This window comes from Falsiroseomonas tokyonensis, assembly GCF_019024325.1.
Taxonomy (GTDB): Bacteria; Pseudomonadota; Alphaproteobacteria; order Acetobacterales; family Acetobacteraceae; genus Falsiroseomonas; species Falsiroseomonas tokyonensis.
This window is the reverse complement of the sequence record NZ_JAFNJS010000002.1, coordinates 211,718-232,795: the sequence shown is the minus strand read 5'-3', so window position 1 is coordinate 232,795 and position 21,078 is coordinate 211,718. Positions and strand designations below refer to the sequence as shown.

General features: G+C 71.2%; 21 protein-coding genes. 8 read left to right on the top strand and 13 right to left on the bottom strand.

The window, feature by feature from the left end; translation table 11 throughout:
• The first annotated feature begins 211 nt into the window (after positions 1–211).
• From J3S20_RS07220 to J3S20_RS07210, 3 genes are read left to right on the top strand one after another with little or no spacing between them, the layout of a single operon-like run.
• The gene (locus J3S20_RS07220; protein ID WP_216835777.1) at positions 212–1,420 is read left to right on the top strand and encodes a CoA transferase; all 1,209 of its coding nucleotides are present in this window, start codon (positions 212–214) and stop codon (positions 1,418–1,420) included.
• Between the two features lie 5 nt (positions 1,421–1,425).
• Positions 1,426–3,099 carry an acyl-CoA dehydrogenase family protein gene (locus J3S20_RS07215; protein WP_216835776.1) on the top strand — a complete coding sequence of 558 codons (1,674 nt, stop codon included), beginning with the start codon at positions 1,426–1,428 and terminating at the stop codon, positions 3,097–3,099.
• Between the two features lie 57 nt (positions 3,100–3,156).
• On the top strand, positions 3,157–3,336 hold the full coding sequence (locus J3S20_RS07210; protein ID WP_216835775.1) for a hypothetical protein: 180 nt from the start codon (positions 3,157–3,159) through the stop codon (positions 3,334–3,336).
• 4 nt (positions 3,337–3,340) lie between these two features.
• Here the strand turns inward: J3S20_RS07210 and J3S20_RS07205 are convergent, their stop codons facing one another.
• A complete protein-coding gene (locus J3S20_RS07205; protein WP_216835774.1) occupies positions 3,341–4,222 on the bottom strand; it encodes a sigma-70 family RNA polymerase sigma factor in 882 nt (293 codons plus the stop codon).
• Positions 4,219–4,668 carry a carboxymuconolactone decarboxylase family protein gene (locus J3S20_RS07200; protein ID WP_216835773.1) on the bottom strand — a complete coding sequence of 150 codons (450 nt, stop codon included), beginning with the start codon at positions 4,666–4,668 and terminating at the stop codon, positions 4,219–4,221. The genes J3S20_RS07205 and J3S20_RS07200 overlap by 4 nt, the downstream gene beginning before the upstream one ends.
• Before the next feature lie 115 nt (positions 4,669–4,783).
• Here J3S20_RS07200 and J3S20_RS07195 point away from each other — a divergent pair, with 115 nt between their 5' ends.
• A complete protein-coding gene (locus J3S20_RS07195) occupies positions 4,784–5,689 on the top strand; it encodes a DMT family transporter (protein WP_216835772.1) in 906 nt (301 codons plus the stop codon).
• Positions 5,690–5,710: 21 nt separating this feature from the next.
• On the opposite strand, the gene J3S20_RS07190 is transcribed toward J3S20_RS07195, so the two are convergent.
• From J3S20_RS07190 to J3S20_RS07170, 5 genes are all read right to left on the bottom strand, one after another.
• Positions 5,711–6,694, bottom strand: coding sequence for a TRAP transporter substrate-binding protein (locus J3S20_RS07190; protein ID WP_216835771.1), 984 nt, complete (start codon positions 6,692–6,694; stop codon positions 5,711–5,713).
• An 87-nt stretch (positions 6,695–6,781) separates the two neighbouring features.
• Positions 6,782–7,048, bottom strand: coding sequence for a hypothetical protein (locus J3S20_RS07185; protein ID WP_216835770.1), 267 nt, complete (start codon positions 7,046–7,048; stop codon positions 6,782–6,784).
• Positions 7,049–7,122: 74 nt separating this feature from the next.
• A complete protein-coding gene (locus J3S20_RS07180) occupies positions 7,123–8,685 on the bottom strand; it encodes an ABC transporter substrate-binding protein (RefSeq protein WP_216835769.1) in 1,563 nt (520 codons plus the stop codon).
• 4 nt (positions 8,686–8,689) lie between these two features.
• Positions 8,690–9,127 carry a CBS domain-containing protein gene (locus J3S20_RS07175; protein WP_216835768.1) on the bottom strand — a complete coding sequence of 146 codons (438 nt, stop codon included), beginning with the start codon at positions 9,125–9,127 and terminating at the stop codon, positions 8,690–8,692.
• A 138-nt stretch (positions 9,128–9,265) separates the two neighbouring features.
• Positions 9,266–11,032 (bottom strand): glucan ABC transporter ATP-binding protein/ permease, encoded by a 1,767-nt coding sequence (locus tag J3S20_RS07170; protein WP_216835767.1) that lies wholly within the window; start codon positions 11,030–11,032, stop codon positions 9,266–9,268.
• 291 nt (positions 11,033–11,323) lie between these two features.
• Between J3S20_RS07170 and J3S20_RS07165 the strand changes: the two genes are divergently transcribed.
• Together J3S20_RS07165 and J3S20_RS07160 are read left to right on the top strand one after the other, a co-directional pair.
• Positions 11,324–12,322, top strand: coding sequence for a Bug family tripartite tricarboxylate transporter substrate binding protein (locus tag J3S20_RS07165; protein WP_216835766.1), 999 nt, complete (start codon positions 11,324–11,326; stop codon positions 12,320–12,322).
• 107 nt (positions 12,323–12,429) lie between these two features.
• Positions 12,430–13,410, top strand: coding sequence for a Bug family tripartite tricarboxylate transporter substrate binding protein (locus J3S20_RS07160; RefSeq protein WP_216835765.1), 981 nt, complete (start codon positions 12,430–12,432; stop codon positions 13,408–13,410).
• A gap of 6 nt (positions 13,411–13,416) precedes the next feature.
• Here the strand turns inward: J3S20_RS07160 and J3S20_RS07155 are convergent, their stop codons facing one another.
• From J3S20_RS07155 to J3S20_RS07140, 4 genes are read right to left on the bottom strand one after another with little or no spacing between them, the layout of a single operon-like run.
• Positions 13,417–14,880 carry a M81 family metallopeptidase gene (locus tag J3S20_RS07155; protein ID WP_216835764.1) on the bottom strand — a complete coding sequence of 488 codons (1,464 nt, stop codon included), beginning with the start codon at positions 14,878–14,880 and terminating at the stop codon, positions 13,417–13,419.
• A gap of 29 nt (positions 14,881–14,909) precedes the next feature.
• Positions 14,910–15,743 (bottom strand): KPN_02809 family neutral zinc metallopeptidase, encoded by an 834-nt coding sequence (gene ypfJ / locus J3S20_RS07150; protein WP_216835763.1) that lies wholly within the window; start codon positions 15,741–15,743, stop codon positions 14,910–14,912.
• A 52-nt stretch (positions 15,744–15,795) separates the two neighbouring features.
• A complete protein-coding gene (locus tag J3S20_RS07145) occupies positions 15,796–16,527 on the bottom strand; it encodes an aspartate/glutamate racemase family protein (protein ID WP_246602478.1) in 732 nt (243 codons plus the stop codon).
• Between the two features lie 4 nt (positions 16,528–16,531).
• Entirely contained in the window at positions 16,532–17,563 is a 1,032-nt protein-coding gene (locus J3S20_RS07140) for a Fe(II)-2OG oxygenase family protein (RefSeq protein ID WP_216835761.1), read from the bottom strand.
• 136 nt (positions 17,564–17,699) lie between these two features.
• Between J3S20_RS07140 and J3S20_RS07135 the strand changes: the two genes are divergently transcribed.
• A complete protein-coding gene (locus tag J3S20_RS07135) occupies positions 17,700–18,851 on the top strand; it encodes a M20/M25/M40 family metallo-hydrolase (protein WP_216835760.1) in 1,152 nt (383 codons plus the stop codon).
• A 61-nt stretch (positions 18,852–18,912) separates the two neighbouring features.
• Positions 18,913–19,230 carry a hypothetical protein gene (locus J3S20_RS07130; RefSeq protein WP_216835759.1) on the top strand — a complete coding sequence of 106 codons (318 nt, stop codon included), beginning with the start codon at positions 18,913–18,915 and terminating at the stop codon, positions 19,228–19,230.
• On the opposite strand, the gene J3S20_RS07125 is transcribed toward J3S20_RS07130, so the two are convergent.
• Together J3S20_RS07125 and J3S20_RS07120 are read right to left on the bottom strand one after the other, a co-directional pair.
• Complete coding sequence (locus J3S20_RS07125) at positions 19,231–19,989, bottom strand: SDR family NAD(P)-dependent oxidoreductase (protein ID WP_216835758.1); 759 nt, start codon at positions 19,987–19,989, stop codon at positions 19,231–19,233.
• The gene (locus J3S20_RS07120; protein ID WP_246602477.1) at positions 19,986–21,053 is read right to left on the bottom strand and encodes a ketopantoate reductase family protein; all 1,068 of its coding nucleotides are present in this window, start codon (positions 21,051–21,053) and stop codon (positions 19,986–19,988) included. The genes J3S20_RS07125 and J3S20_RS07120 overlap by 4 nt, the downstream gene beginning before the upstream one ends.
• Positions 21,054–21,078 lie beyond the last annotated feature (25 nt).

The window sequence follows — 21,078 nt, the reverse complement described above, 5'->3', positions numbered from 1 at the left end:
TACTGCATCTTCCGGGCACCTCGCGGCTCATACCTTGGAGGGTCATCCAGAGATCCAAGGCGTCCAGCGAAGGCGCAATGGGCTAGGATCCGAGGGCAGTTGGTCTGCGGGCGCGCCAGGCGGCCAGCCGGCGGCAGGATGAGGGCCCTGGTGGCAATTTTGCGGGGGCTCGAAATAGTCTAGACCGGCTCCGCACATACGGGACTTTCACATGGCGGGCTTTCTCGGCGATCTTCGGGTGGTGGAAGTCTCCGCCTTCATCGCGGCCCCGATCGGCGGCATGACGCTGGCGCAGATGGGCGCGGAGGTCATCCGCATCGACCCGATCGGCGGCAACATCGACTACCGCCGCTGGCCGCTCGCCCCCACCGGCACCTCGCTCTATTGGACCGGGCTGAACAAATCGAAGCGCAGCGTGGCCCTGGCCCTGCACAAGCCGGAGGGGCGGGAGATCGCCCGCGCGCTGATCTGTGCCCCGGGCGAGGGCAAGGGCATCCTGCTGACCAACCTGCCCGCCAGCGGCTGGATGAGCCATGCGGAGCTTTCCAAGCACCGCGCCGACCTCATCATGATGCGGCTGACCGGCAATCATGATGGCTCGGGCGCCGTGGACTACACGGTGAACTGCGCCAGCGGCTTCCCGACCGCGACCGGCAGCGGGGGCGAGCCCGTGAACCATGTGCTGCCGGCCTGGGACATTGCCGCGGGCCTCTATCTCTCCACCGGCCTGCTCGCCGCCGAACGCGCCCGCCGGCGCGACGGACAGGGGCGGGAGGTGACGCTGGCGCTGTCGGACGTGATGCTCGCCTCGGTGGCCACCCTCGGCTATGTCGCCGACGTCCAGGTGAACAACAGCGTGCGCCCGCCCATGGGCAATGACCTCTACGGCGCCTGGGGGCGGGACTTCCCCACGAAGGACGGCCGCCGCGTGATGGTCTGCGCCATCTCCAACCGGCAATGGGCGGCCGTCGGCAAGGCCACGGGCCTGGCCGAGAAGATCGCGATGATCGGCCCCATGCTGGATGTCGACCTGAACGACGAGGGCGGCCGGTTCGAGGCGCGCCACGCCATCAATGCGGTGCTCGCCCCCTGGTTCGCGAAGCACACCCTGGCCGAGATCGGCGAAGCCTTCGCCGGAACCGGCGTGCTCTGGGGCCCCTATCAGGATTTTGGCCAGCTGGTCCGCGAGGATGCGCGGTGCTCCACCGCCAATCCGATGTTTTCGCAGATTTCCCAGCAGGGCGTCGGCGAGATCCTGGCGCCGGCCGTGCCGCTGGGTTTTGCCGAACGCGCGCCGGCGGCACCGGCGCCGCGTCTCGGCGAGGATACCGATCGGGTGCTGGCGGAAGTGCTCGGCCTCACCACTTCCGCCATCGGCAAGTTGCACGACGCCGGCACCATCGCCGGCCCCCAGGAGTAGGACGCATGGACCAGATCGTCGCCAACCTCACCACGACGCGCGACCTGCTCTCCCGCGCCGCCGCCGGCCTCGCGGCGGCGGAGCGCCTGCATGACGACACCCGCCGCGCCATCGCGGCGCTGGTGGCGCCCGCCGGCAAGGTGCGCGCCGATCTGCTGGAGCGCCACCAGCTCGCCGGCCACGGCCTGGCCTGGCAGGCCACCTATGTGGCGGCGCTGCGGGAGACGCTGGCCTGGGCGCAGCGGCTGGAGGCAGCCGGGCGCTTCGGCGTGGTGGAACAGGCCATCCTGGATCTAGGCTTCGCCGAGTATCTGGCGCAGCTCGCCGGCGGCATTCCGATGAGCCAGTCCGAATTCATCCGCCCCGCCGATATGGGCGTTTCGCCCGAAGCCGTCGCCCGCTTCCTGGCCGAGCCGGCGCTGGCCGCGCTGTCCGACCTGCCCGCGCTGGACGCCGCGCGCCGCCTGCTGGCGGAGGCCGCGACGGAGGGCGGCCATGGCGCCGACTTCCTGCAGGACGAGCTGCTGGAAGCGACCCAGGCTGAATTCCTGCGCTTCGCCGCCGCCGAGATCGCCCCCTATGCCCAGGACTGGCACCGCCGCGACGCGCTGATCCCGCTGCCGACGGTGGAGAAACTGGCGGAGATGGGCGTCTTCGGCCTGACGGTGCCGGAGGAACATGGCGGCCTCGGCCTCGGCAAGGTGGCGATGTGCCTGGTCTCCGAGGCGCTCTCCGGCGCCTTCCTGGGGGTCGGCTCGCTCGGCACCCGGTCCGAGATCGCGGCCGAACTCATCCGCCTCGGCGGCACGCCTGAGCAGCAACAGAAATTCCTGCCCGGCATCGCCTCGGGCGAGATCCTGCCCACCGCGGTCTTCACCGAACCCGATACCGGCTCCGACCTCGGCAGCCTGCGCACCCGCGCCGTCCGCGAGGGCGACGTCTTCAAGGTGTATGGCGCGAAGACCTGGATCACGCATGGCGCGCGGTCGGACCTGATGACGCTGCTGGTCCGCACCGACCCCGACGCCCCCGGCTACCAGGGCCTGTCCATGCTGCTGGCCGAGAAGCCGCGCGGGACGGACGAAAACCCCTTCCCCGCCCCCGGCATGAGCGGCACGGAAATCCCCGTGCTCGGCTATCGCGGCATGAAGGAATACGAGATCACTTTCGACGGTTTCGAAGTCCCCGTCGCCAACCTGCTCGGCGGCGTCGAGGGCCGCGGCTTCAAGCAGCTGATGGAAACCTTCGAAAGCGCCCGCATCCAGACCGCCGCGCGCGCACTCGGCGTCGCGCGCAACGCCATTGAGCTGGGCGCCGGCTATGCGCGGGACCGCAAGCAGTTCGGCAAGGCGATCCAGCATTTCCCGCGCGTCTACGGCAAGCTCGGCTTCATGGTGGCGGAGACCATGATGGCGCGGCAGCTGACCTACTTCGCCGCGCGCCAGAAGGACGCCGACCGCCGCTGCGACATCGAGGCCGGCATGGCCAAGCTGCTCGCCGCCCGCGTCGCCTGGTCCAATGCGGACTGCGCCCTGCAGATCCATGGCGGCAATGGCTATGCGGTGGAATACCCGATCAGCCGCGTGCTGTGCGACGCGCGCATCCTGTCGATCTTCGAGGGGGCGGCGGAGATCCAGGCGCAGGTGATCGTGCGGGGCATGCTCGGCCGGATCAACTGACGGAACCCTTTCACCCTCGGCGCGCTGATTTCGCGAAGCCGAGGGGGACCGCGACGCATGCTGAAATGGGTGATCGGGATCGCGGTGGCGATGACCGCCATCGCGCTGGTGGCGCGCGTGCTGCAACTCGGCATCTCGCTCGCCTTGCTGGGCGTGGCGGCGGTGGCCGGCGTGATCGCCCTGGTGCTGGGGCTGATGACCTGGATGCAGCGACGCGATTCCTCCGATCGGGGATGAGCCGTCAGCCCAGCCCGGCCCGGATCGCCGCCAGCTTGGCCGGGTTGCGCACCACATAGATCGCGACGATGCGGCCGTCCCGCCAGTCCAGCGCCGTGGTCTGCGGCAGGCCATCCGCCTCCCGCGTCACGAAGCCCGGCAGCGCGTTGATCCGTCCGACATGCAGCGGCACCGCCGGCCCCGGCCATTTCGTCGCGAGGCCCAGGAAGAAGCGTGCAACGCGGTCTGCCCCCGTGATCAGGTTGCGCGCCGCCGGCCGCACGCCGCCGCCATCCGTATGCAGCACCACATCCTCTGCCAGCATGTCGCGCAGCGGCGCCAGGTCCCCGCCGCGGGAGGCGGCGAAGAAGGCCCGGGCGATGCGCGCCGCTTCCTCCTCCGCCACCGCGAAGCGCGGCACCGGCGTGCCGAGCCGGTCCCGCGCGCGCTCCGCCAGCTTGCGGCAGGCGGGGGCGCTGCGGCCGAGCAGGCTGGCGATCTCCTCGAAGGGCGTCTCGAACAGGTCGTGCAGCAGGAAGACCGCGCGCTCCGCCGGCGACAGTCGCTGCAGCGTCAGCAGGAAGGCCACCGAGAGATCCTGCGCCTGGTCCAGCGCCACCTGCTGCGGCGCCGCCAGATCCTCCACCACCGGCTCCGGCAGCCAGGGTCCGACATAGTCCTCTCGCCGATGCGCCGCGGATTTCAGGTGGTCCAGGCTGAGCCGCGCCGCGATCTTGAGCAGGAAGGCGCGCGGCACCTCCACCGCCGCGCGATCCGTCGCGGCCCAGCGCAGGAAGGCCTCCTGCGCGATATCCTCGGCCTGGGCGCGCGACCCGGTCATGCGATAGGCCAGCCCGACCAGCTCCGGCCGCACCGGCACGAAATCGCGCAGCGCGTCCTCGGTCATGCCTGCGGCAGCGGCGGCACGGAACGGAAGCCGATGGCCAGGCGGTTCCAGCTGTTGATGGCACAGATCTGCAGGCTGAGCGCCACCTTCTCGGCATCGGTGAAATGCCCCTCCAGCCCTTCCCAGGCCGCATCCAGCGCGGCGGTGCTGGCGACCAGGGTCAGCGCCTCGGTCCAGGCCAGGGCGGCGCGTTCGCGCGGCGTATAGTGCGGCGCCTCCCGCCAGGCATTCAGCAGATAGATGCGGGCTTCGGTCTCGCCGGCCTTGCGGGCGTCGCGGGCATGCATGTCGATGCAGAAGGCGCAGCCATTGATCTGCGAGGCGCGGAGCTTCACCAGCTCCCGAAGGCTGTGCTCCAGCGGGCCGGCCGCCACCGCCTTTTCCAGGGCGAGCATGCCCTTCAAGGCTTCGGGGGCGGCGGCGAAATAGTCCAGGCGCGGTGTCATGATCCTGCTCCTTGTCATGCGATCATGCACAGGACGAGGCAGCCGCCCCGCTTGTGACAGGCTGCCGCATCGCCGCGCCCTCTGGTAGGACCGACCCGAGGCGGCGGGAGTGGGCATGAGCGGCAGGAAGGAGCATCCGGGCTGGGGCATCGCCCTGCGGCTGACGGCGACGCTGCTGTTCACGATCATGTCGATGATGGTGCGGCTGGCCTCGGCCGAGGCGCCGGTTGGGCAGATCGTCTTCCACCGCAGCGCCTGGGCGCTGATTCCGGTGCTGGGCTACCTGGCCTGGCGCGGCCAGTTCCCGCGCGGGCTGCGCACGCGCAATCCCTTCAGCCATGTCCGCCGCAGCGCCTATGGATGCGCCTCCATGTTCTTCTCCTTCCTGGCGCTGTCGAAGCTGCCGCTGGCGCTGGCCACCGCGCTCAGCTTCCTGGCGCCGCTGCTGGCGGTGCCGGTCGGCGTCATCGTACTGCGGGAAAGGCCGAGCTGGCTGGTGGGCGGCGCTGCGCTGCTGGGTTTCGGCGGCGTGCTGCTGATGCTGGCGCCGGCCTTCATCGGCCCGAGGCTGGATGCCGCCACCCTGATCGGCGTCGGCGCCGCACTCGCCGCGGCCGCCACCACGCTGGGCGCGCGGGTGGAGGTGAAGCGGCTGACGGCGACGGAGCTGCCGGGCACCATCGTGCTGTATTTCTCGCTGATCTGCGCCGCGGGCGGGCTGGCGACGCTGCCCTTCGGCTGGGCGTCGCTGCACGGCCTGTCCTTCGCCTGGCTGGTCGGCGCCGGCATTGCGGGGGGCCTCGCGCATATCTGCATGACGGAGGCGGTGGCGCGCGCGCCGATCTCCCTCCTCGCACCTTTCGAGTACACCGCCCTGTTGTGGGCCGTGCTGTTCGACCTGCTGGTCTTCGGCCTGGTGCCGGCGCTGCCCAGCCTGCTGGGCGCGGTGCTGGTGGTGCTGGCGGCCGTGCTGGTGGTGTTTGCCGACCAGCTGGCCGCCGTCCTGATGCGGCGCCGGTGAACCCGACGCCGCGGCCCTGGCTCAGGCCTTGTAGTCGGCGATCAGCTTCGCGCCATCGGCGCCGGCGCGGGCCACCCATTCATCCGTCATGGTGGTGCTGATACGGCGCAGGCCCTCGAGGAATTCCTCGGTGGGCGGGACGATCTGCATGCCGCGGCTGCCCAGCGTCGCCTCCGTGCTGCGCTGCGCCTCCGCGCTCAGCTCATAGCCCCGCGCCTCGGCGGCCGCCGCCGCCGTCCGCACCGCGGCCTGGTCGGCAGCGGACAGCGCATCGAGCGCGCGGCGGGAGACGAGAACGGCGTTCTTGGTCATGGAGAAGCCGAGCGGCGTGAAGACCTTCGCATAGTCCCAGGCCGCGGTGTCCACGCCCGTGGCGGCGGAGGTGATCTGCGCCTGCACCACGCCGGTGGCGAAGGCCTGGGCGAGTTCGGCGGACTGCACCAGCGTGGGCTGCGCGCCGACCAGCGCCGCGAAGCGGTTCGTCGCCGGGCTGAAGGTGCGGAAGCGCAGGCCGCGCAGGCCCTCGATGGTCGGGATCGGGTTCTGCGCATAGAGGCCCGCGGGCGGCCAGGGCACCATGTAGAGAAGGGTCAGGCCCTGCCGCGCCAGCCGCGTCTCGATATAGGGCTTCTGCAGATCCGCCAGCTTCTTCGCCTGCGGGTAGTTGGTGACCAGCTGCGGGATCGCATCCGCGTCGAAGAAGACATCCTCGTTCGAATAGGCGGTCAGCAGGATCTCGCCCGCCTGCACCTGGCCGGTCTGCACGCCGCGCTTGATCTGCGGCATCGGCAGCAGCGCGCCGTTGGAATGCAGCTGGATGGACAGGCGGCCACTGGTGGCGGCTTCGATCTCCGTCAGCATCTGGCGGATGTTGCGGGTGTGGAAATTGCCGTCGGCATAGGGGGTGGCCATCTGCCAGCGCGTCTGGGCGGCGGCGCCGCGGGTCAGCGCGGGTGTGGCCAGGGCGGCGCCGGCGGCGGCGAGGATGTGGCGGCGGAAGATCATGGTGAAGCTGTCCCTCGGATGTTGCTCTTCGTGGCGCGAGCATCGCCCCCAACCGGCCGGATGAGCAACCCCCTTGGTCCGGGCGCGCTAGAGCGGAAAATCGCGCTCCGGGTCGATGCCCGCACTGGCCAGGAAGGACCGCATCTCCACCACTTCCTGCTTCGACAGGCTGTGGCGGGTCTCATGGAATCCTCGGCTATGGCCGTTGAGGGAGACCTTCACCTGGCCATGTCCGCCCGTGCTGACCTCCGCACCCACCGCCTCGAAGACCGCGAAGGCCTGCTTCGGGTCGATATTGGCGCTGACGGGATGCGCGAAGAGGGCGTGCAGGACCTTGCGGTGCTGGTGGTTCATGCGGGACTCCTGGCGTTGTCGTCCAGGCAGTCTCGGCCGGTGCGGCGCGGGGGTCCTTGACCTGCATCAACGCCCTACGGCGCCGGGCGCGTGCCCATCGCGACCGTGCGTTCATCCATCCGCGGTTCATGCACAAGCCCGCGTCGCGTCGCCCAGGAATTGGTGAGGTTGTAGAGCGGCACCATGGCCACGTCGTCCGTTGCCAGGCGGATCGCCTGGCGCAGCACCGCCGCACGCTCCTCCAGCGGCAGCAGCGTCGCGGCGCGATCGGTCAGCGCGTCCAGCGCCGGGTTCGAATAGCGCGCGGCATTGGCGGCGCCGCGCTGCGCCCGGCGGTCGAAGGTGCCGAGCACGCTGATGAGGAAGCTGCCCGCCTCCCCGGTCGAGGACCCCCAGCCGGCCAGGCGGATGGGGAATTCCTGCCGGGCGGAGCGTGCCGAATAGCTGGTCCAGGGCAGCGCCTCCACCGCCGTGCGCACGCCGATCCGCGTCCACATCTGCGCCACGGCCTGGGCGGTGCGGGCATCGTTGGGGTAGCGGTCGTTCGGCGTGAAGAGCGTCATCCGGAAGCCATTGGGGAAGCCCGCCTCCGCCAGCAACCGGCGCGCGGCTTCCACATCGAAGTCCGGCACCGGCACTTCGGGCGCATGGGTGGTGGTGCCGGGCGGCATCCACTGGCCGGCGGGCGCCGCCGCACCCTCCATCACCCGCTCCACCAGCGCCTGGCGGTTGACGGAGATGTTCAGCGCCCGTCGCACCCGAAGGTCGTCGAAGGGGTTCGCCTCCAGCGGCCGGCCGTCATTGTCCGTCACCTGCGGCAGGCTGCCGGTGCGGGACCGGTCGAAGGCGATGAAGATCAGGCGCAGCCCCTGCACCTCCGCAATGGAAACACGGCTGTCCCGGCGCAGGCGCGCAAGGTCGGAAGACGGCACCTGGTCGATCAGGTCGACATCGCCGGCCAGCAAAGCGGACACGCGGGCCGTGTCATTGGCGACGACGCGGTAGGTCACGCGTTCCCAGGGCTGGCGCGGGCCGAACCAGGCTGCGTTGCGCACCAGTTCGAAGCGGTCGCCGGGGACGGAGCTGGCCAGCCGATAGGGCCCGGTGCCGATGGCGGCGCGGCCGGAATTGAAATCCTCCGTCGTGCGCCCTTCCGCCGCATGCTTGGCCACGATGGCGATGGAGCCGAGCTCCACCGGCAGCAGCGGATGCGGCGCAGCCGTGTGGAAGCGCAGCGTGTGGCTGTCCACGATCTCCGTCCGCTGGATGGCGCGCACGAAGGGGCTGAAGCTGGCCGGGCTGTTGGGCACCAGGGGCGGCCGCGCGACGGAAAAGGCCACATCCTCCGCCGTGAAGGGCGTGCCGTCGTGCCAGGTGACGCCGCGGCGCAGCTTGAATTCCCAGACGGTGGGCGCGATCGCGGTCCAGGATTCGGCGAGGCCCGGATAGGCCTTCACCTCCGCATCGCGCTCCACCAGGCGGTCGAAGATATGCATGGACAGCGCGAAGTTCGGCGCCGCGTTGTAAAAATGCGGATCCACCGAAGTGGGTGGCGCGCCGGTCGCGACCGTGAGGTTCTGCGCCAGGGCGGCGGTGGAAGCCACCGCCAGGAAAGTGGTCAGAACCCCAAGCCGCATCTTGTCACCCCGCGCTTTCGACGTAGTGCCGCAGTTCCTCGGCCTCATGCACCGCTTCCTCGATCCGCGCCTTCACCAGGTCGCCGATCGAGACCATGCCGGCGAGGCTGCCATCCTCCTCCAACACCGGCAAGTGACGAACGCGCCGGTCGGTCATCAGGCCCAGCGCCTCGGGGATGCGGGTGCGCGGCGTGACCGTGTGCAGCGCGCGGGTCATCAGCTGTGCCACCGGCATGGTCACCGCCTCCGCGCCATGGGCGCCGACGACGCGCACGATATCGCGTTCACTGACGATGCCGAGCACGTCGCCGCCGGCATCGCGCACCAGCACCGCACCGATCCGGTTCTGGGCCAGCACCTGTGCCACGTGGCCCACCTCGTCCTGCGCCGCAACCGAGATCACCTCGGCGCCTTTGCGCTTCAGGATGATGGCGATGGTCATGGTTGTTGATCCTCCCGTTGCGGAAGGACGATCAGCGCCGTCCGGCCGCCGGGGGATGGTGACAGGCCGGCGGGGGCGGGTTCAAGCATTCCGTGTGGCGGCACCCGCGCCGCAAGCCTGCGTTGTGCGCTGCCGCATTCAGGCAGCGGCGGGCTCACTCCCGGTCAGCTGGGTCCTGACCAGCTCCGCGAAGCGCCCGTCCAGCGCCACCAACTCGGCAAAGCTGCCGCGCTCCACCACGCGGCCCTGCTCGAAGACCAGGATCTCCTCGGCATCCCGTACCGTGGACAGGCGATGCGCGATGACGAAGGTGGTGCGGCCGTTCATCAGGGCGCGGAGTGCGCGCTGCACCCGGGCCTCCGTCGCCGCATCCAGCGCGCTGGTCGCCTCGTCCAGGATCAGCACCGGCGGATCCTTCAGCAGCGCGCGGGCGATGGCCAGGCGTTGCCGCTGGCCACCCGAAAGCGCGCTGCCACGCTCCCCCACCAGCGTGTCGTATCCCTGCGGCTTGGCCATGATGAAATCATGCGCCTCCGCCATGCGGCAGCAGCGCTCCAGATCCTCCTGCGTCGCATCGGGGCGGCCTATCAGCAGATTGGCGCGGATGGTGCGGTTGAACAACAGGCTTTCCTGGAACACAACGCCCACGTTGCGGCGCAGGCTGTCCAGCGTCAGGTCGCGCAGGTCATGGCCATCCAGTGTGATGCGCCCCTCCACCGGGTCCCACAGCCGCTGCAGCAGCGCCATGGCGGTGGATTTTCCCGCGCCTGTCTGGCCGACCAGCGCGATGGTGCGGCCGGGCGGCGCATCCATGTCCACCTCGCGCAGGATGGGCGGGCCGCCGGGATAGGCGAAGGCCACATTCTCGAAGCGCACCGCGCCCGTCGCCCGCGCGATGGTCAGCGCATCCGGCTTCTCCGGCACGGAGGAGCGGGCATCGAGCACCGCGAAGAATTCCTCCAGCGACGGCATCTGGAACACCAGGCGGGAGACGAAGCCCACCGCCCCCTCCAGCCGCCCGATCAGCAGGGTCGCGAAGCCCATGAAGGAGACGATCTCGCCCACGGTCGCCTGGCCCTGCACATGCAGGATGGTGCCGAGGACGAAGATGGCGATGACGGTGATGGTCGAGGCCGCGCGCGTGAGCACGGAGACCACGGCCCACCAGGTCAGCACCGGGAACTGGTTGTCCATCACCTGGCGCACGATGTCGCCGAACAGCCGGGCCTCGGAGGCCAGGCGCGAGAAGGACTGCACCACAACGACATTGGACAGCGCATCCTGCGCATTGCCGGCGAGCCGCGTCTGCAGCGTCTCCACCCGGCCCTGGGCTGCTTCCGTCTTCTGGATCACCCAGGCGGAGACAACGGCAAACAGGATCACCAGCGCGATCAGCAGCAGGCCGAGCCGCCAGTTCATCATCAGGGTCAGCGGCAGCAGCACCACGGCGGCGATGAAGGTGGTCAGGTGCTCGCGGAAGAAGGACAGCCACAGGCCGAACAGGTTGTCGGCGCCGACCAGCATCACCTTCATCAGCCGGCCGGATTGCGTATCCCCGTGGAAGGATAGCGGCAGGGACAGGACGTGCTCGAAGTAGCGCGCCATGATGGTCAGGCGGTTGCGATGCGCCATGCGGTCGGACAGCAGGGCGATGGCGACATTGGCGCCGATCAGCGAAAGCCCGACCGCGGCCCACAGCACCAGCAACGCCAGCGCCTCGGTCCAGAGGGCGGAGCTGCTCATCCGCTCGGACCGGGACAGCAGGTCGATCACCCGGCCGAACAGCACGGGCTCCAGGAACTGCAGCCCGGCCAGGGCCAGGGCGGCGAAGCCAAGGCCGTAGGCAATCCAGCGATCCGGCCCGAGAAGCTGGAGCACCCGCAGGTAAAGCCGCATGAACTGCATCGACGGGCCCTTCCCTCCCCCAGCCTGGCGAGGCGGGCGGAGGCCGCCTCTCTCGTCGCGAAAAACCCGCTGGCTGGCAAGTAGCCCGCCAGCACCGTTGCAAGCCGGCGGCTTGCACCTGCCCCGGCGCAAGCTGCCAGCTTGCACCTAACCCCGTGCAAGCTGCCAGCTTGCACCTAACCCCCGTGCAAGCTGCCAGCTTGCAACGGCCCGGCCAGTTGCGGCAGGAACATCCTGCAAGCGGCAGAGCGGGGCAGAAGTTTCCGCAGCCGATCAACGGAGGACAAATCCATGACCATCACCCGCCGCGCCACGCTGGCCGCGGCCCTGGCCGCCCCTGCCATTGTCCCGAGCGCCGCCCGCGCGCAAGGCTGGCAGCCCACCCGCCCCATCCGCCTGGTGGTGGGCTTCCCCCCCGCCGGCACCACGGATATCGCCGCGCGGCTGCTGGCGGAACCGCTGGGCCGCCGGCTGGGCACCCAGGTGGTGGTGGAAAACCGGCCCGGAGCCGGCGGCAATATCGGCAATGACGTGGTGGCCAAGTCGGAACCGGATGGCCAGACCCTGCTGATGCAGACCATCAGCGGCGGCGCCATCAACTACGCGCTCTATGGCGCCCGCATGCCGGTGAAGCCGGAGGACCTGGCCGCGGTTGGGCTGATGCTGCGGGTGCCCAATGCCATCTTCGTGAATCCCCAGCTGCCGGCCCGCACGCTGGGCGAGCTGGTGGCGCTGGCCAAGGCGCGGCCCGGCACGCTGAACCACGGCTCCTCCGGCGCCGGCACCTCGCTGCACATGACCGGGGAGCTGCTGAAGCTGGAGGCCGGGATCGACATGACCCATGTGCCCTTCCGCGGCGCCGGCCCGATGCTGCAGGAGATCATCGCCGGCCGGGTGGAAGTGGGCGTGGACAACCTGCCCTCCGTCATCGGCCATCTGCGCGACGGCAGGCTGCGGCCGCTGGCGGTGACCACCAAGGAACGGACGCCCGCCATGCCGGAGGTGCCGACCACGGCGGAGGCCGGCTTCCCCGGCGTGGAGGCGACCGCCTGGTTCGGCGTGCAGGCCCCGGCCCGCACCCCGGCGCCGGTCCTCAAGCGCCTGTCGGACGAGATGAACGTCATCATCCGGGAGCCGGAGATGCAGCGCCGCCTGGCCGATCTCGGCGGCATGCCGCCCAACCTCACGCCCGATGGCGGCACCAGCCCGGAGACCTTCGACGCCTTCGTGAAGGCCGAGATCGCCAAATGGGCCGTGGTGGTGCAGCGCTCCGGCGCCAGGGTGGAATAGGGCCCGCCGGCGGGGCGGCCTTGTGCCTGGCGGCCCCGCCATCCTAAAGCCGGGCCCGGCACGCCAATGCTGAGCCAACAGCTTCCAGAGCCGGGATCTCGTCCATCATGTCCATCACCCGCCGCGGCGCGCTCGGCGCCGCCCTCGCCCTGCCCTTCATCGGCGCCAGCCAGGCCCAGGCCCAGTCTCCTTGGGCCCCCAACCGCCCGGTGCGGATCGTGGTGCCCTTCCAGGGCGGCGGCGCGACGGACCTGACGGCCCGGCTGCTGGCGGAGCGGCTGACGCCGATGCTCGGCCAGCCGGTGGTGGTGGACAACCGGCCCGGCGCCGGGGGCAATCTCGGCGCCGACATGGTCGCCAAGTCCGACCCCGATGGCCATACGCTGCTGATGTGCACAATCGGCACGGCCAGCATCAACCAGTTCCTCTACAGCCGCATGCCCTACCGGCAGGAGGACCTGGCCGCCGTCGCGCTGGCCAATCTGGTGGCCAATGGCATCATGGTGAACGCCAACCTGCCGGTGCGAAATCTGGCCGAGCTGCTGGCCTATGCGAAGGCCAATCCCGGCAAGCTGAACTACGGCACGCCGGGCAACGGCACCTCCGGCCATCTCTGCGGCGAATACCTGAAGGTGCGCGCCGGCATCCAGATGACGCATGTGCCCTATCGCGGCACCGGCGGCGTGATTCCGGACCTGATCGCCGGCAATATCGACCTCGCGGTGGACAATCTGCCGGCCTATCTGCCGCATGGGCGCGAGGGCCGCATGAAGATCCTGGCAGTCACCAGCAAGGAGCGCTGGTTCGCCCTGCCGGAGGTGCCGACGGTGCAGGAATCGGGCATCTCCGACTTCGAGGCGGTGGCCTGGTTCGGCGTGCAGGCGCCGGCGCGGATGCCGCGCCCCATCCTGCAGCGCTATGCGACCGCCATCGCCGAGATCAGCCGCATCCCGGAGGTGGTGGAACGCCAGCGCAGCATCGGCGCCGAGCCGCATCCGCTCGGCCCGGATGAATTCGCCGCCTTCATCGCCGCCGAGAACACCAAGTGGCAGGAGGTGGTCCGCCTGTCCGGCGCGCGGCTGGACTGAGCGGCGTCAGCCCACCGGCCGCAGCCAGGCGGCCGGCACATGCCGGAAGGGCAGCGCGGCGAGGTCGAGCGCCGCGGGGCCCGGGCAATCGCATTCCACGATCGCGGCGCAGCGCCCGGCGAAGGCGGCCCGGAAGTGGTTCTTCGCCTTGTTCGCCAGCAGCCGCGTGGCGCCGAGGTCGATGCCATGCAGCGCGAAGAAGCCGGGGTCCACCGCGGCTTCCTTGCGGCTGGTGACGATGATGCGCAGCCAGCCGCCCACCAGCAGCACCGCGGTGGCGCCGAGATCGACGGGCGCGCCACGCTCCATCGGGCCGGCATTGGTGAAGCGGCCGTCGGTCAGTTTTTCGACCGTGGCGGAGACCGCGACCGGCGGGCCGAAATCCGCGGTGGTGCGGGCGCCGAGCGCGAAGTCGGCAAGGCCTCCCTCCCCCACCTGCTGCGCCGCGGTGACGGTGACAGGGTCATGCAGGAAGGCGAAGACGGTGGGCACGCCCGGCGCCGCCTCCACAAGGGCGCGCAGCAGGCCGGGGCTGTCCGCGACGCCGCCCGAAAGCGGATTGTCGGCCGGGTCGAGCAGCGCCACCAGGCCAGGCGGCGCGGCCAGCGCCGTGGCCAGCGCGGCCTCCGGCCCCGGCAGCGTCACGGCGAAGCGCGGCAGGCGTCGTGCGATGGCGTCCAGCACCGCCTGGGCGGCGCGGCTGGCGGCCTCCGGGCTGGTGACCCAGGCCATGCCGCTGGGGCCGGCATGCGGCGTATCGCCCCAGGAGAAGCCGCCGAAGGGCGCGGCCTCCAGCACCTCGCCGTGCTCCAGCGCCGCGGCCTCCGCCCAGACCTCCGCCATCGGCCCGGCCTCGGAGCGCATGTGGAAGGAATGCAGCACCTGCGGCAGTTTCGCGATTGCTCCGAAGATGCGCTGGCCGGCCATGCGGCGTTCCAGCAGGGCCAGGGCCCGCAGCGCGGTCGCATCCATGTCGAGGTGGGGATAGGTGCGATAGACGCTGGCGCCGTCCAGCAGGGTCGCCAGTTCGGGCGCCATATTGCCGTGGAAGTCGAAGCTGGCGGTCAGCGGCGTGGCGCCGATGGCCGCGCGCACCTGCCGGACGATGGCGAGATCCGCCGCCGGCTCCCCCTCCGCCACGCAGGCGCCGTGAAGGGAAAGATAGACGCCATCCCAGGGGCCGCCGGCGCGCAGGCCCTTCAGCACCTCCTCCAGCCAGCCTTCGAAGGCGTCCTTGGTCAGCGGGCCGCCGGGCTGGGCGGAGGTGCAGCGCAGGATGGTGGCCTGCCAATCCGGCCGCGCCGCCAGGAAGCGCGCCAGCCCGCCCAGTTCGGTGGCGGTGCCGGCATAGCGCGCCAGCGCCTCCGGCCCCGCCACCCATTCGCGGGACCGCAGCGCCTCGGGCGCCGTCACGGTGGGGGAGAAGGAATTGCCCTCGAACCAGAGGCGGGCGACTGCGATCTTCGGCATGCGCCTAGTCTAGCCATGCCGTCGAAAGACTAAAGCTGGCGCGCCCCGAAAGTGTCGCAGGCAGTCAGCTGGCCCGATTGCAGCCCGGCGCGGAACCAACGCACGCGCTGCGCGGAACTGCCATGGGTGAAGCTTTCCGGCACCACCTGCCCGCCGCCCCGGCGCTGCAGCCGGTCATCGCCCACGGCAGCGGCGGCGCCCAGGCCTTCCTCGATATCGCCATCCTCCAGGATCTGCCGCGCATCCTGCGCGCGCCGGGCCCAGAGGCCGGCAAGGCAATCGGCCTGCAGCTCGATCCGCACCTGCATGGCATTGTCGCCGCGCTGCGCCCGGCCCAGCACGCCGAGCTGGTTCTGCACATGGTGGCCGACCTCATGCGCGATGACATAGGCGGCGGCGAAATCGCCCGGCGCGCCGAGCCGGCGCTGCATCTCGGCCAGGAAGTCGAGGTCGATATACACCTGCTGGTCGCCCGGGCAGTAGAAGGGGCCGACCTGCGCCTGGGCCACGCCGCAGGCGCTCTGCACCGCGCCGCTGAACAGGACCAGCTTCGGCGCGCGGTATTCGCGGCCGATCTCGCGGAAGGCGGGGGTCCAGACATCCTCGGTCTCGGCCAGGACGCGGCGCACGAAGCGCGCACCCTCATCCTGCGCCGGGGCGCCATCCGCCTGGCGCTGCTGGGTCTGGGGCGCCGGGTCCATACCGGAGAGGATGACCGAGGGATCGACACCGAAGAGCAGCGCCAGCACCACCAGCACCACGCCACCGAAGCCGCCGCCGATGGCGATGCCCCCGCGGCCGATTCCGCCGCCACCGCGCCGGTCCTCGACATTCCCGCTTTCGCGTCCACCGCCCAACCGCATCGCGCTGCCTCCGTGTCGGCAAGGCAACGTCGCGCGACCGGCGGAGTTCCTGTCAGGCGCCGCGCAGCAGCGCCGCCAGCGCGGGCGAAAGGCCGAGCGCCGCGCGGCCCTCCGGCGCGGCATAGCTGCCGCTGCGCGGCTTCGGCAGGCGCAGCGCCGCCAGCGCCTCGGCCAGCTTCACCGCGCAGGCGATGCCATCCAGCAGGGGCAGGGCGGCGCGCGGCTGCAAGGCGGCGGCCATGCCGGCCAGTGCCGCGCCGGCCAGCACCACCGAATCGCAGCGCGCCGCCATCGCCTCCGCCGCCGCCAGCACCTGGCCGGCCGCGCCATCCGGATTGGCGATGGCCTGCTGCGGCGTCAGCGGCAGGCCCAGCACCTGGCCGCAGCGCGCCGTCAGCCCGTGGCGCGCCACCAACTCCTCATAGGGTCCGGCCTGGCCCAGGGTCAGCACGCCGAACTGGCCGCCGACCAGGCAGGCGGTCAGGCAGGCGGCCTCCGTCATGCCGATCACCGGGCAGGGCATCAGCTGCCGCGCCGCCTCCAGCGCCGTGTCGTGGCTGACGGCCAGCACTGCCGCGTCAATGGTCCCGGCATATTCGGCCAGCGTCGCCAGCAGCGCATGGGCGGCGATGGCATTCTCCGCCCGGGTCGAGATCACCGCCGGGCCGAAGGCGGGCGTGGCGCCGATAATCTCGGTGCCCGGCGCGGCCGCGGCCTGGGCGGCGGCGACGCAGGCGGCGGTGATGGCCTGGGTGGTATTGGCATTGGCCACCAGGATGCGCATGCGCCTAGCCCCCCACCATGCCGCCATTCTCGGGCGCACCGACCAGGGCCGGCAGCCCCTCCGGCAGGGCGCGGGAGGTTTCGGTCAGCAGCAGCAGGCGCAGCGATTCGCGCTTGCCGGTGGAAATCGCCGCGGGCGGCGCCGGCTCGGCCTCGGCGGCGGGCGAGGGTTCCACTGGCGGCTCGGCCAGGCCCTCGGCCCGGCGCTTCCAGACCTGCAGCGGATTGAACAGCAGCACGTCGCCGGGCCGCACCTCCATCCGCAGCGCCAGGCCCGGCTCGGCGCAAAGGCTGTCGAGCAGGTCCAGCGCCTGCATCTGCGCCCCCGTCAGCCGCGGCGTTTCCGGCAGGCGCTGCGCGGCATCGATCGCGTCGCGCGCATAGCGGCCGACGAAGGCGCCGGAGGCGATGCTGAAGACCGGCAGGTCCAGCACCGCCCCGCCCGGTGCCGCATGCGGCAGCGGGCGATACAGCAGCTCCAGCGCCGCGCGGTCGCGCTTCATCATCTCATTGTGCACGGAGGCGGCGGCGACCAGCATGGCCGGGTCCACATCCGGCGGCTGGCGCATCACCAGCAGCGCCACGACATCCGCCGCATCGGCATGGAAGCGCCAGCGCAGCGCGCCGCCGGCCGCACTCGACAGGCGCTGCACCGCGCCTGCCTCGCCCGGCAGCGGCCGGCCGAGATGGGTGCCGATGGCCATCAGCAGGGGCTCGGCCAGCGCCTCCCCCAGCCTTTCCAGGGTCAGGCCGCGCAGCAGCGCGAATCCGCGACCGGTATCGAGGCGGGACGCCGCGCCATGCAGCACGGCGCCGAGGCGCGGCAGCGGCGCCTCCGCCGCCGTGGCCGGGGCGCGGCCGCCGAGGGCGGTCAGCGCCTGTTCGAGCTCGGCCAGATCCTCGGCGCCCACCGGGATCATCCAGTCGGAGGGACGGAGATCCGCGGCGCGCCAGGCGGCGGGGCCGGCCTGCGGCACCAGGCGGAGCCGCTGGGCGGGCGGGGGAGTGGGTGGGGAAGCCTGGGGCGTGTCACTCATTCCCGCCACACTAACAGCCCAGGCGCCGGCCGCCCATGTCTTGGGGCGGGTGTCCTGGGGCGGGTGTCCTGGGGCGGGTGTCTTGCCTTCCCGCCCCCCCTGCCCCCAGGCTGCCGCCTTCGCCGGAGAGCCCGACATGGACGACGCCCCCACCACCCCCGCCCTCGACCTGCCCTTCGACACCGAGGCCATGCTGGACGGGCTGCGCCCCTGGGTGGAATGCGAAAGCCCGACCTTCGATGCCGCGGCGGTGGGGCGGATGATGGATTTGGCCGGCCGCGACCTGGCGCTGCTCGGCGCGCGGGTGGAGCGCATCCCCGGCCGCCTCGGCTTCGGCGACTGCATCCGCGCCCGCTTCCCGCATCCGGCCGGCGATACCACGCCCGGCATCCTGGTGCTGGCGCATCTGGACACCGTCCACCCCGTGGGGACGCTGCAAAAACTGCCCTGGAAGCGCGAGGGCGGCACCTGCCGCGGCCCGGGCATCTTCGACATGAAGGGCGGCACCTTCCTGGCGGTGGAGGCGATGCGCCAGATCCTGCGCGCCGGCCTGCCGACGCCGCTGCCCGTCACCTTCCTGCTGACCTCGGACGAGGAGGTGGGCAGCCCCTCGACGCGGGACATGATCGAGGCCGAGGCACGCCGCGCCCGCTTCGTGCTGGTGCCGGAGCCGGCCCGCCCCGATGGCGGCGTGGTGACCGGCCGCTATGCCATCGCCCGCTTCAGGCTGCGCACCACCGGCCGCCCGAGCCATGCCGGCGCGACGCTCGGCGAGGGGCGCAGCGCGATCCGCGAGATGTGCCGCCAGGTGCTGGCGATCGAGGCGATGACGACGGAGGACTGCACCTTCTCCGCCGGCGTGATCCATGGCGGGCAATGGGTGAATTGCGTGGCGACGCATTGCGATGCCGAGGTGCTGTCCATGGCCAAGCGGCAGGCGGATCTCGACGCCGGCGTTTCGCGCATGCTGGCGCTGAAGCCCGCCGCGCCGGATGTGGCGCTGGAGGTGACGCGCGGCGTGACGCGACCGGTCTGGGAGCCGGATTCAGGCACCATGGCGCTGTACAATGTGGCGCGCGGCCTGGCGCGGAGCCTGGGCTTCGATATTGCGCACCAATCCTCGGGCGGCGGCTCGGACGGCAATTTCACCGGCGCGATGGGCATCCCGACGCTGGACGGGCTCGGCGTGGCCGGGGCCGGGGCGCATACGCTGGACGAGCATATCCAGGTTGGCAGCCTGGTGCCGCGCGCGCGGCTTTTCGCGGGGCTGTTGACGCGCCTTTCTTGAGATTGGCGAAACGTCCGCTTCCTGGTCTATAATCCCACCGCATGAGCGGGAGGGAATGACCATGCGCGCTGCCATCGTTCTTGCCTGCCTGCTGGCGCTGCCTGGCCTGGCCCGGGCGCAGAGCGCGCCGATCACCGGTCCCAATTCCGGTGCCGTCCATGGGCAGAATTGGAACATGCGCCAGGATCTGCACAGCGCGACGCCGCCCGGCGGCCCGCCGCAGACCCGCACCCAGCGGTTGCGCCGGCAGGCGCAGCAGACCGAGGCGCAGCGCCGCGCCGCGCGCCAGCAGGCCCAGCAGCGCCAGCGGCAGCAGGCCCAGCAGCGCCAGGCCCGGCCGCCCCAGACGCCGCAGCCGGCGACGACGACGCCGCGCTGATCAGCTGCCGCCGTCGACCTGCAGCACCTGGCCGGTGATCCAGCTCGCAAACGGCGAGGCGAAGAACAGCACGGCGTTCGCCATGTCCTCCGGCTCGCCGAGCCGGCGCATGGCGATGCGGTTCAGCATGGCCTTCTGGCCTTCCTCGCCATAGCTCTCGAACTGCTTGATCGAGGCGGGGTTGGACAGGGCGAAGCCCGGCGCCACGGAATTCACCGTGATGCCGAAGGGGCCGAATTCGCGGGAGAGCTGGCGCGTCAGGCCGACGAGCGCGTGCTTCGAGCTGCAATAGGCCTGGATGCCGGTGAGGCTGGCCTTCAGCCCGGCGCCGCTGCTGATGGTGACGATGCGGCCGGTCTTGGCGCGCTTCATGCCGGGGGCCACGGCCTTGGCCAGGTTGAAGGCGGCGTGGGTGTTGATGTCGAAGATCGCGTGCCAGTCCTCCTCCGGCACTTCCTCGATCGGGCGCATCACCTGGCCGCGCACGCCGCCGGCATTGCAGACCAGCACGCCGATGGGCTGGCCGGTTGCGGATTCGATGTCGCGGATCCAGCCGGCGGCGGCGCCCTTGGCCGTCAGGTCGAAGGCGGCGGTGGTGATGCTGCCCTCGGTCTCCGCCGTTTCCTTCAGCTCATCGGCCGAGAGGTCGCAGGCGAAGACCTTGGCGCCGAGGGCGGCAAAGCCGCGGGCGATGGCGCGACCGTAGCCGTGGCCGGCGCCGGTCACCGCCACCACCACGCCGTCATATCGGATGTTCATGCCATCAGCTCCGTCAGGTTCGAGTCCGACATCGGGCGCGCGCCGCGCTCGCATTCATGGATCATGGCGATCAACCGCTCCAGCTTCGGGCAGGCCAGGCCATGGGCGCGGCCGATGGGCGGTACGGCGCCGATCTGCGCATCGGCGGGCGTGGCGCGATGCCGCACCCAGAGGTCGCGCCAGATGCCCGAATGCGTCTTGGCGTTGGGGCGGTTGAAGGCCTCCATGGCGATCATGGAGGCGCGCGCTGCGTCCTCCGTCCCGCCCGGCCCGAAGGCATTGGGATCGAAGCCGTTGAAGCCGAGCGGCGTCACGCCCTCTGCCCGCGCGACCGTGATCACTTCGCCGCAGAGCGCGCGGACCAGTGGCAGCAGTTCCGTGCGCGCCAGCGTGTCGGCAATGCCCTTCTCAGCCAGGCCCTGGGCATAGAGCAGGCTGGAATAGGCCAGCTTGCCCCAGAGATAGCCCCAGATATTGGGGGTCAGCACGGCATCCGGCTCGAAGGTCTCGGCCAGCAGCTTGTGCAGCGCCGTCACGCGCGGAGTCGCCGCGCCGTCCAGCTCGCCCACCACGACCGCGCCGCGATTGCCGTAGAGGATGCGGCCGGGCTCGATCCAGTCCGCGCCGAAATTCACGAAGGCGCCCATGGTCCGATGCGCGCCACACACCTCGGCGATCACCCGCTCGCAGAGGCCGTTCTGCAGGGAGAGCACATAGCCGTCCTCGGCCAGGTGCGGCAGCAGCTGGCGGCAGGCGGCTTCCGTGTCGTGGGTCTTCACGGCCAGGAAGATGCGGCGGAAGACGCCTTTCACCGCGCCCGGCAGGCTGGCCGGGGCGCTGACCTTCATCTGCGCCACCGGTCCCTCGATCACCAGGCCCCGCGCGGGGTCCGCGATGGCGGCCACATGCTCCGGCACCACGTCGCAGAACACCACCGCGTGGCGCGCGCGCACCAGATGCGCCCCCACCGTACCGCCGATGGCCCCCGCGCCCCAGATCAGGATCGGCCCATGATCCACCGCTTCCCGCGCCCCATCCCGTTCGCCCAAGTTCCTGGCAGCCAAGCTGTATCCCTCTCCGCCGATACCC

Coding starts and splice junctions, on each gene's coding strand:
- J3S20_RS07155 (WP_216835764.1), bottom strand. CDS start 14,880: ATGCCGAAGATCGCAGTCGCCCGCCTCTGGTTCGAGGGCAATTCCTTC.
- J3S20_RS07185 (WP_216835770.1), bottom strand. CDS start 7,048: ATGAACCACCAGCACCGCAAGGTCCTGCACGCCCTCTTCGCGCATCCC.
- J3S20_RS07200 (WP_216835773.1), bottom strand. CDS start 4,668: ATGACACCGCGCCTGGACTATTTCGCCGCCGCCCCCGAAGCCTTGAAG.
- J3S20_RS07135 (WP_216835760.1), top strand. CDS start 17,700: ATGGACGACGCCCCCACCACCCCCGCCCTCGACCTGCCCTTCGACACC.
- J3S20_RS07210 (WP_216835775.1), top strand. CDS start 3,157: ATGCTGAAATGGGTGATCGGGATCGCGGTGGCGATGACCGCCATCGCG.
- J3S20_RS07180 (WP_216835769.1), bottom strand. CDS start 8,685: ATGCGGCTTGGGGTTCTGACCACTTTCCTGGCGGTGGCTTCCACCGCC.
- ypfJ (WP_216835763.1), bottom strand. CDS start 15,743: ATGCGGTTGGGCGGTGGACGCGAAAGCGGGAATGTCGAGGACCGGCGC.
- J3S20_RS07160 (WP_216835765.1), top strand. CDS start 12,430: ATGTCCATCACCCGCCGCGGCGCGCTCGGCGCCGCCCTCGCCCTGCCC.
- J3S20_RS07175 (WP_216835768.1), bottom strand. CDS start 9,127: ATGACCATCGCCATCATCCTGAAGCGCAAAGGCGCCGAGGTGATCTCG.
- J3S20_RS07165 (WP_216835766.1), top strand. CDS start 11,324: ATGACCATCACCCGCCGCGCCACGCTGGCCGCGGCCCTGGCCGCCCCT.
- J3S20_RS07220 (WP_216835777.1), top strand. CDS start 212: ATGGCGGGCTTTCTCGGCGATCTTCGGGTGGTGGAAGTCTCCGCCTTC.
- J3S20_RS07205 (WP_216835774.1), bottom strand. CDS start 4,222: ATGACCGAGGACGCGCTGCGCGATTTCGTGCCGGTGCGGCCGGAGCTG.
- J3S20_RS07170 (WP_216835767.1), bottom strand. CDS start 11,032: ATGCAGTTCATGCGGCTTTACCTGCGGGTGCTCCAGCTTCTCGGGCCG.
- J3S20_RS07195 (WP_216835772.1), top strand. CDS start 4,784: ATGAGCGGCAGGAAGGAGCATCCGGGCTGGGGCATCGCCCTGCGGCTG.
- J3S20_RS07130 (WP_216835759.1), top strand. CDS start 18,913: ATGCGCGCTGCCATCGTTCTTGCCTGCCTGCTGGCGCTGCCTGGCCTG.
- J3S20_RS07190 (WP_216835771.1), bottom strand. CDS start 6,694: ATGATCTTCCGCCGCCACATCCTCGCCGCCGCCGGCGCCGCCCTGGCC.
- J3S20_RS07140 (WP_216835761.1), bottom strand. CDS start 17,563: ATGAGTGACACGCCCCAGGCTTCCCCACCCACTCCCCCGCCCGCCCAG.
- J3S20_RS07125 (WP_216835758.1), bottom strand. CDS start 19,989: ATGAACATCCGATATGACGGCGTGGTGGTGGCGGTGACCGGCGCCGGC.
- J3S20_RS07145 (WP_246602478.1), bottom strand. CDS start 16,527: ATGCGCATCCTGGTGGCCAATGCCAATACCACCCAGGCCATCACCGCC.
- J3S20_RS07215 (WP_216835776.1), top strand. CDS start 1,426: ATGGACCAGATCGTCGCCAACCTCACCACGACGCGCGACCTGCTCTCC.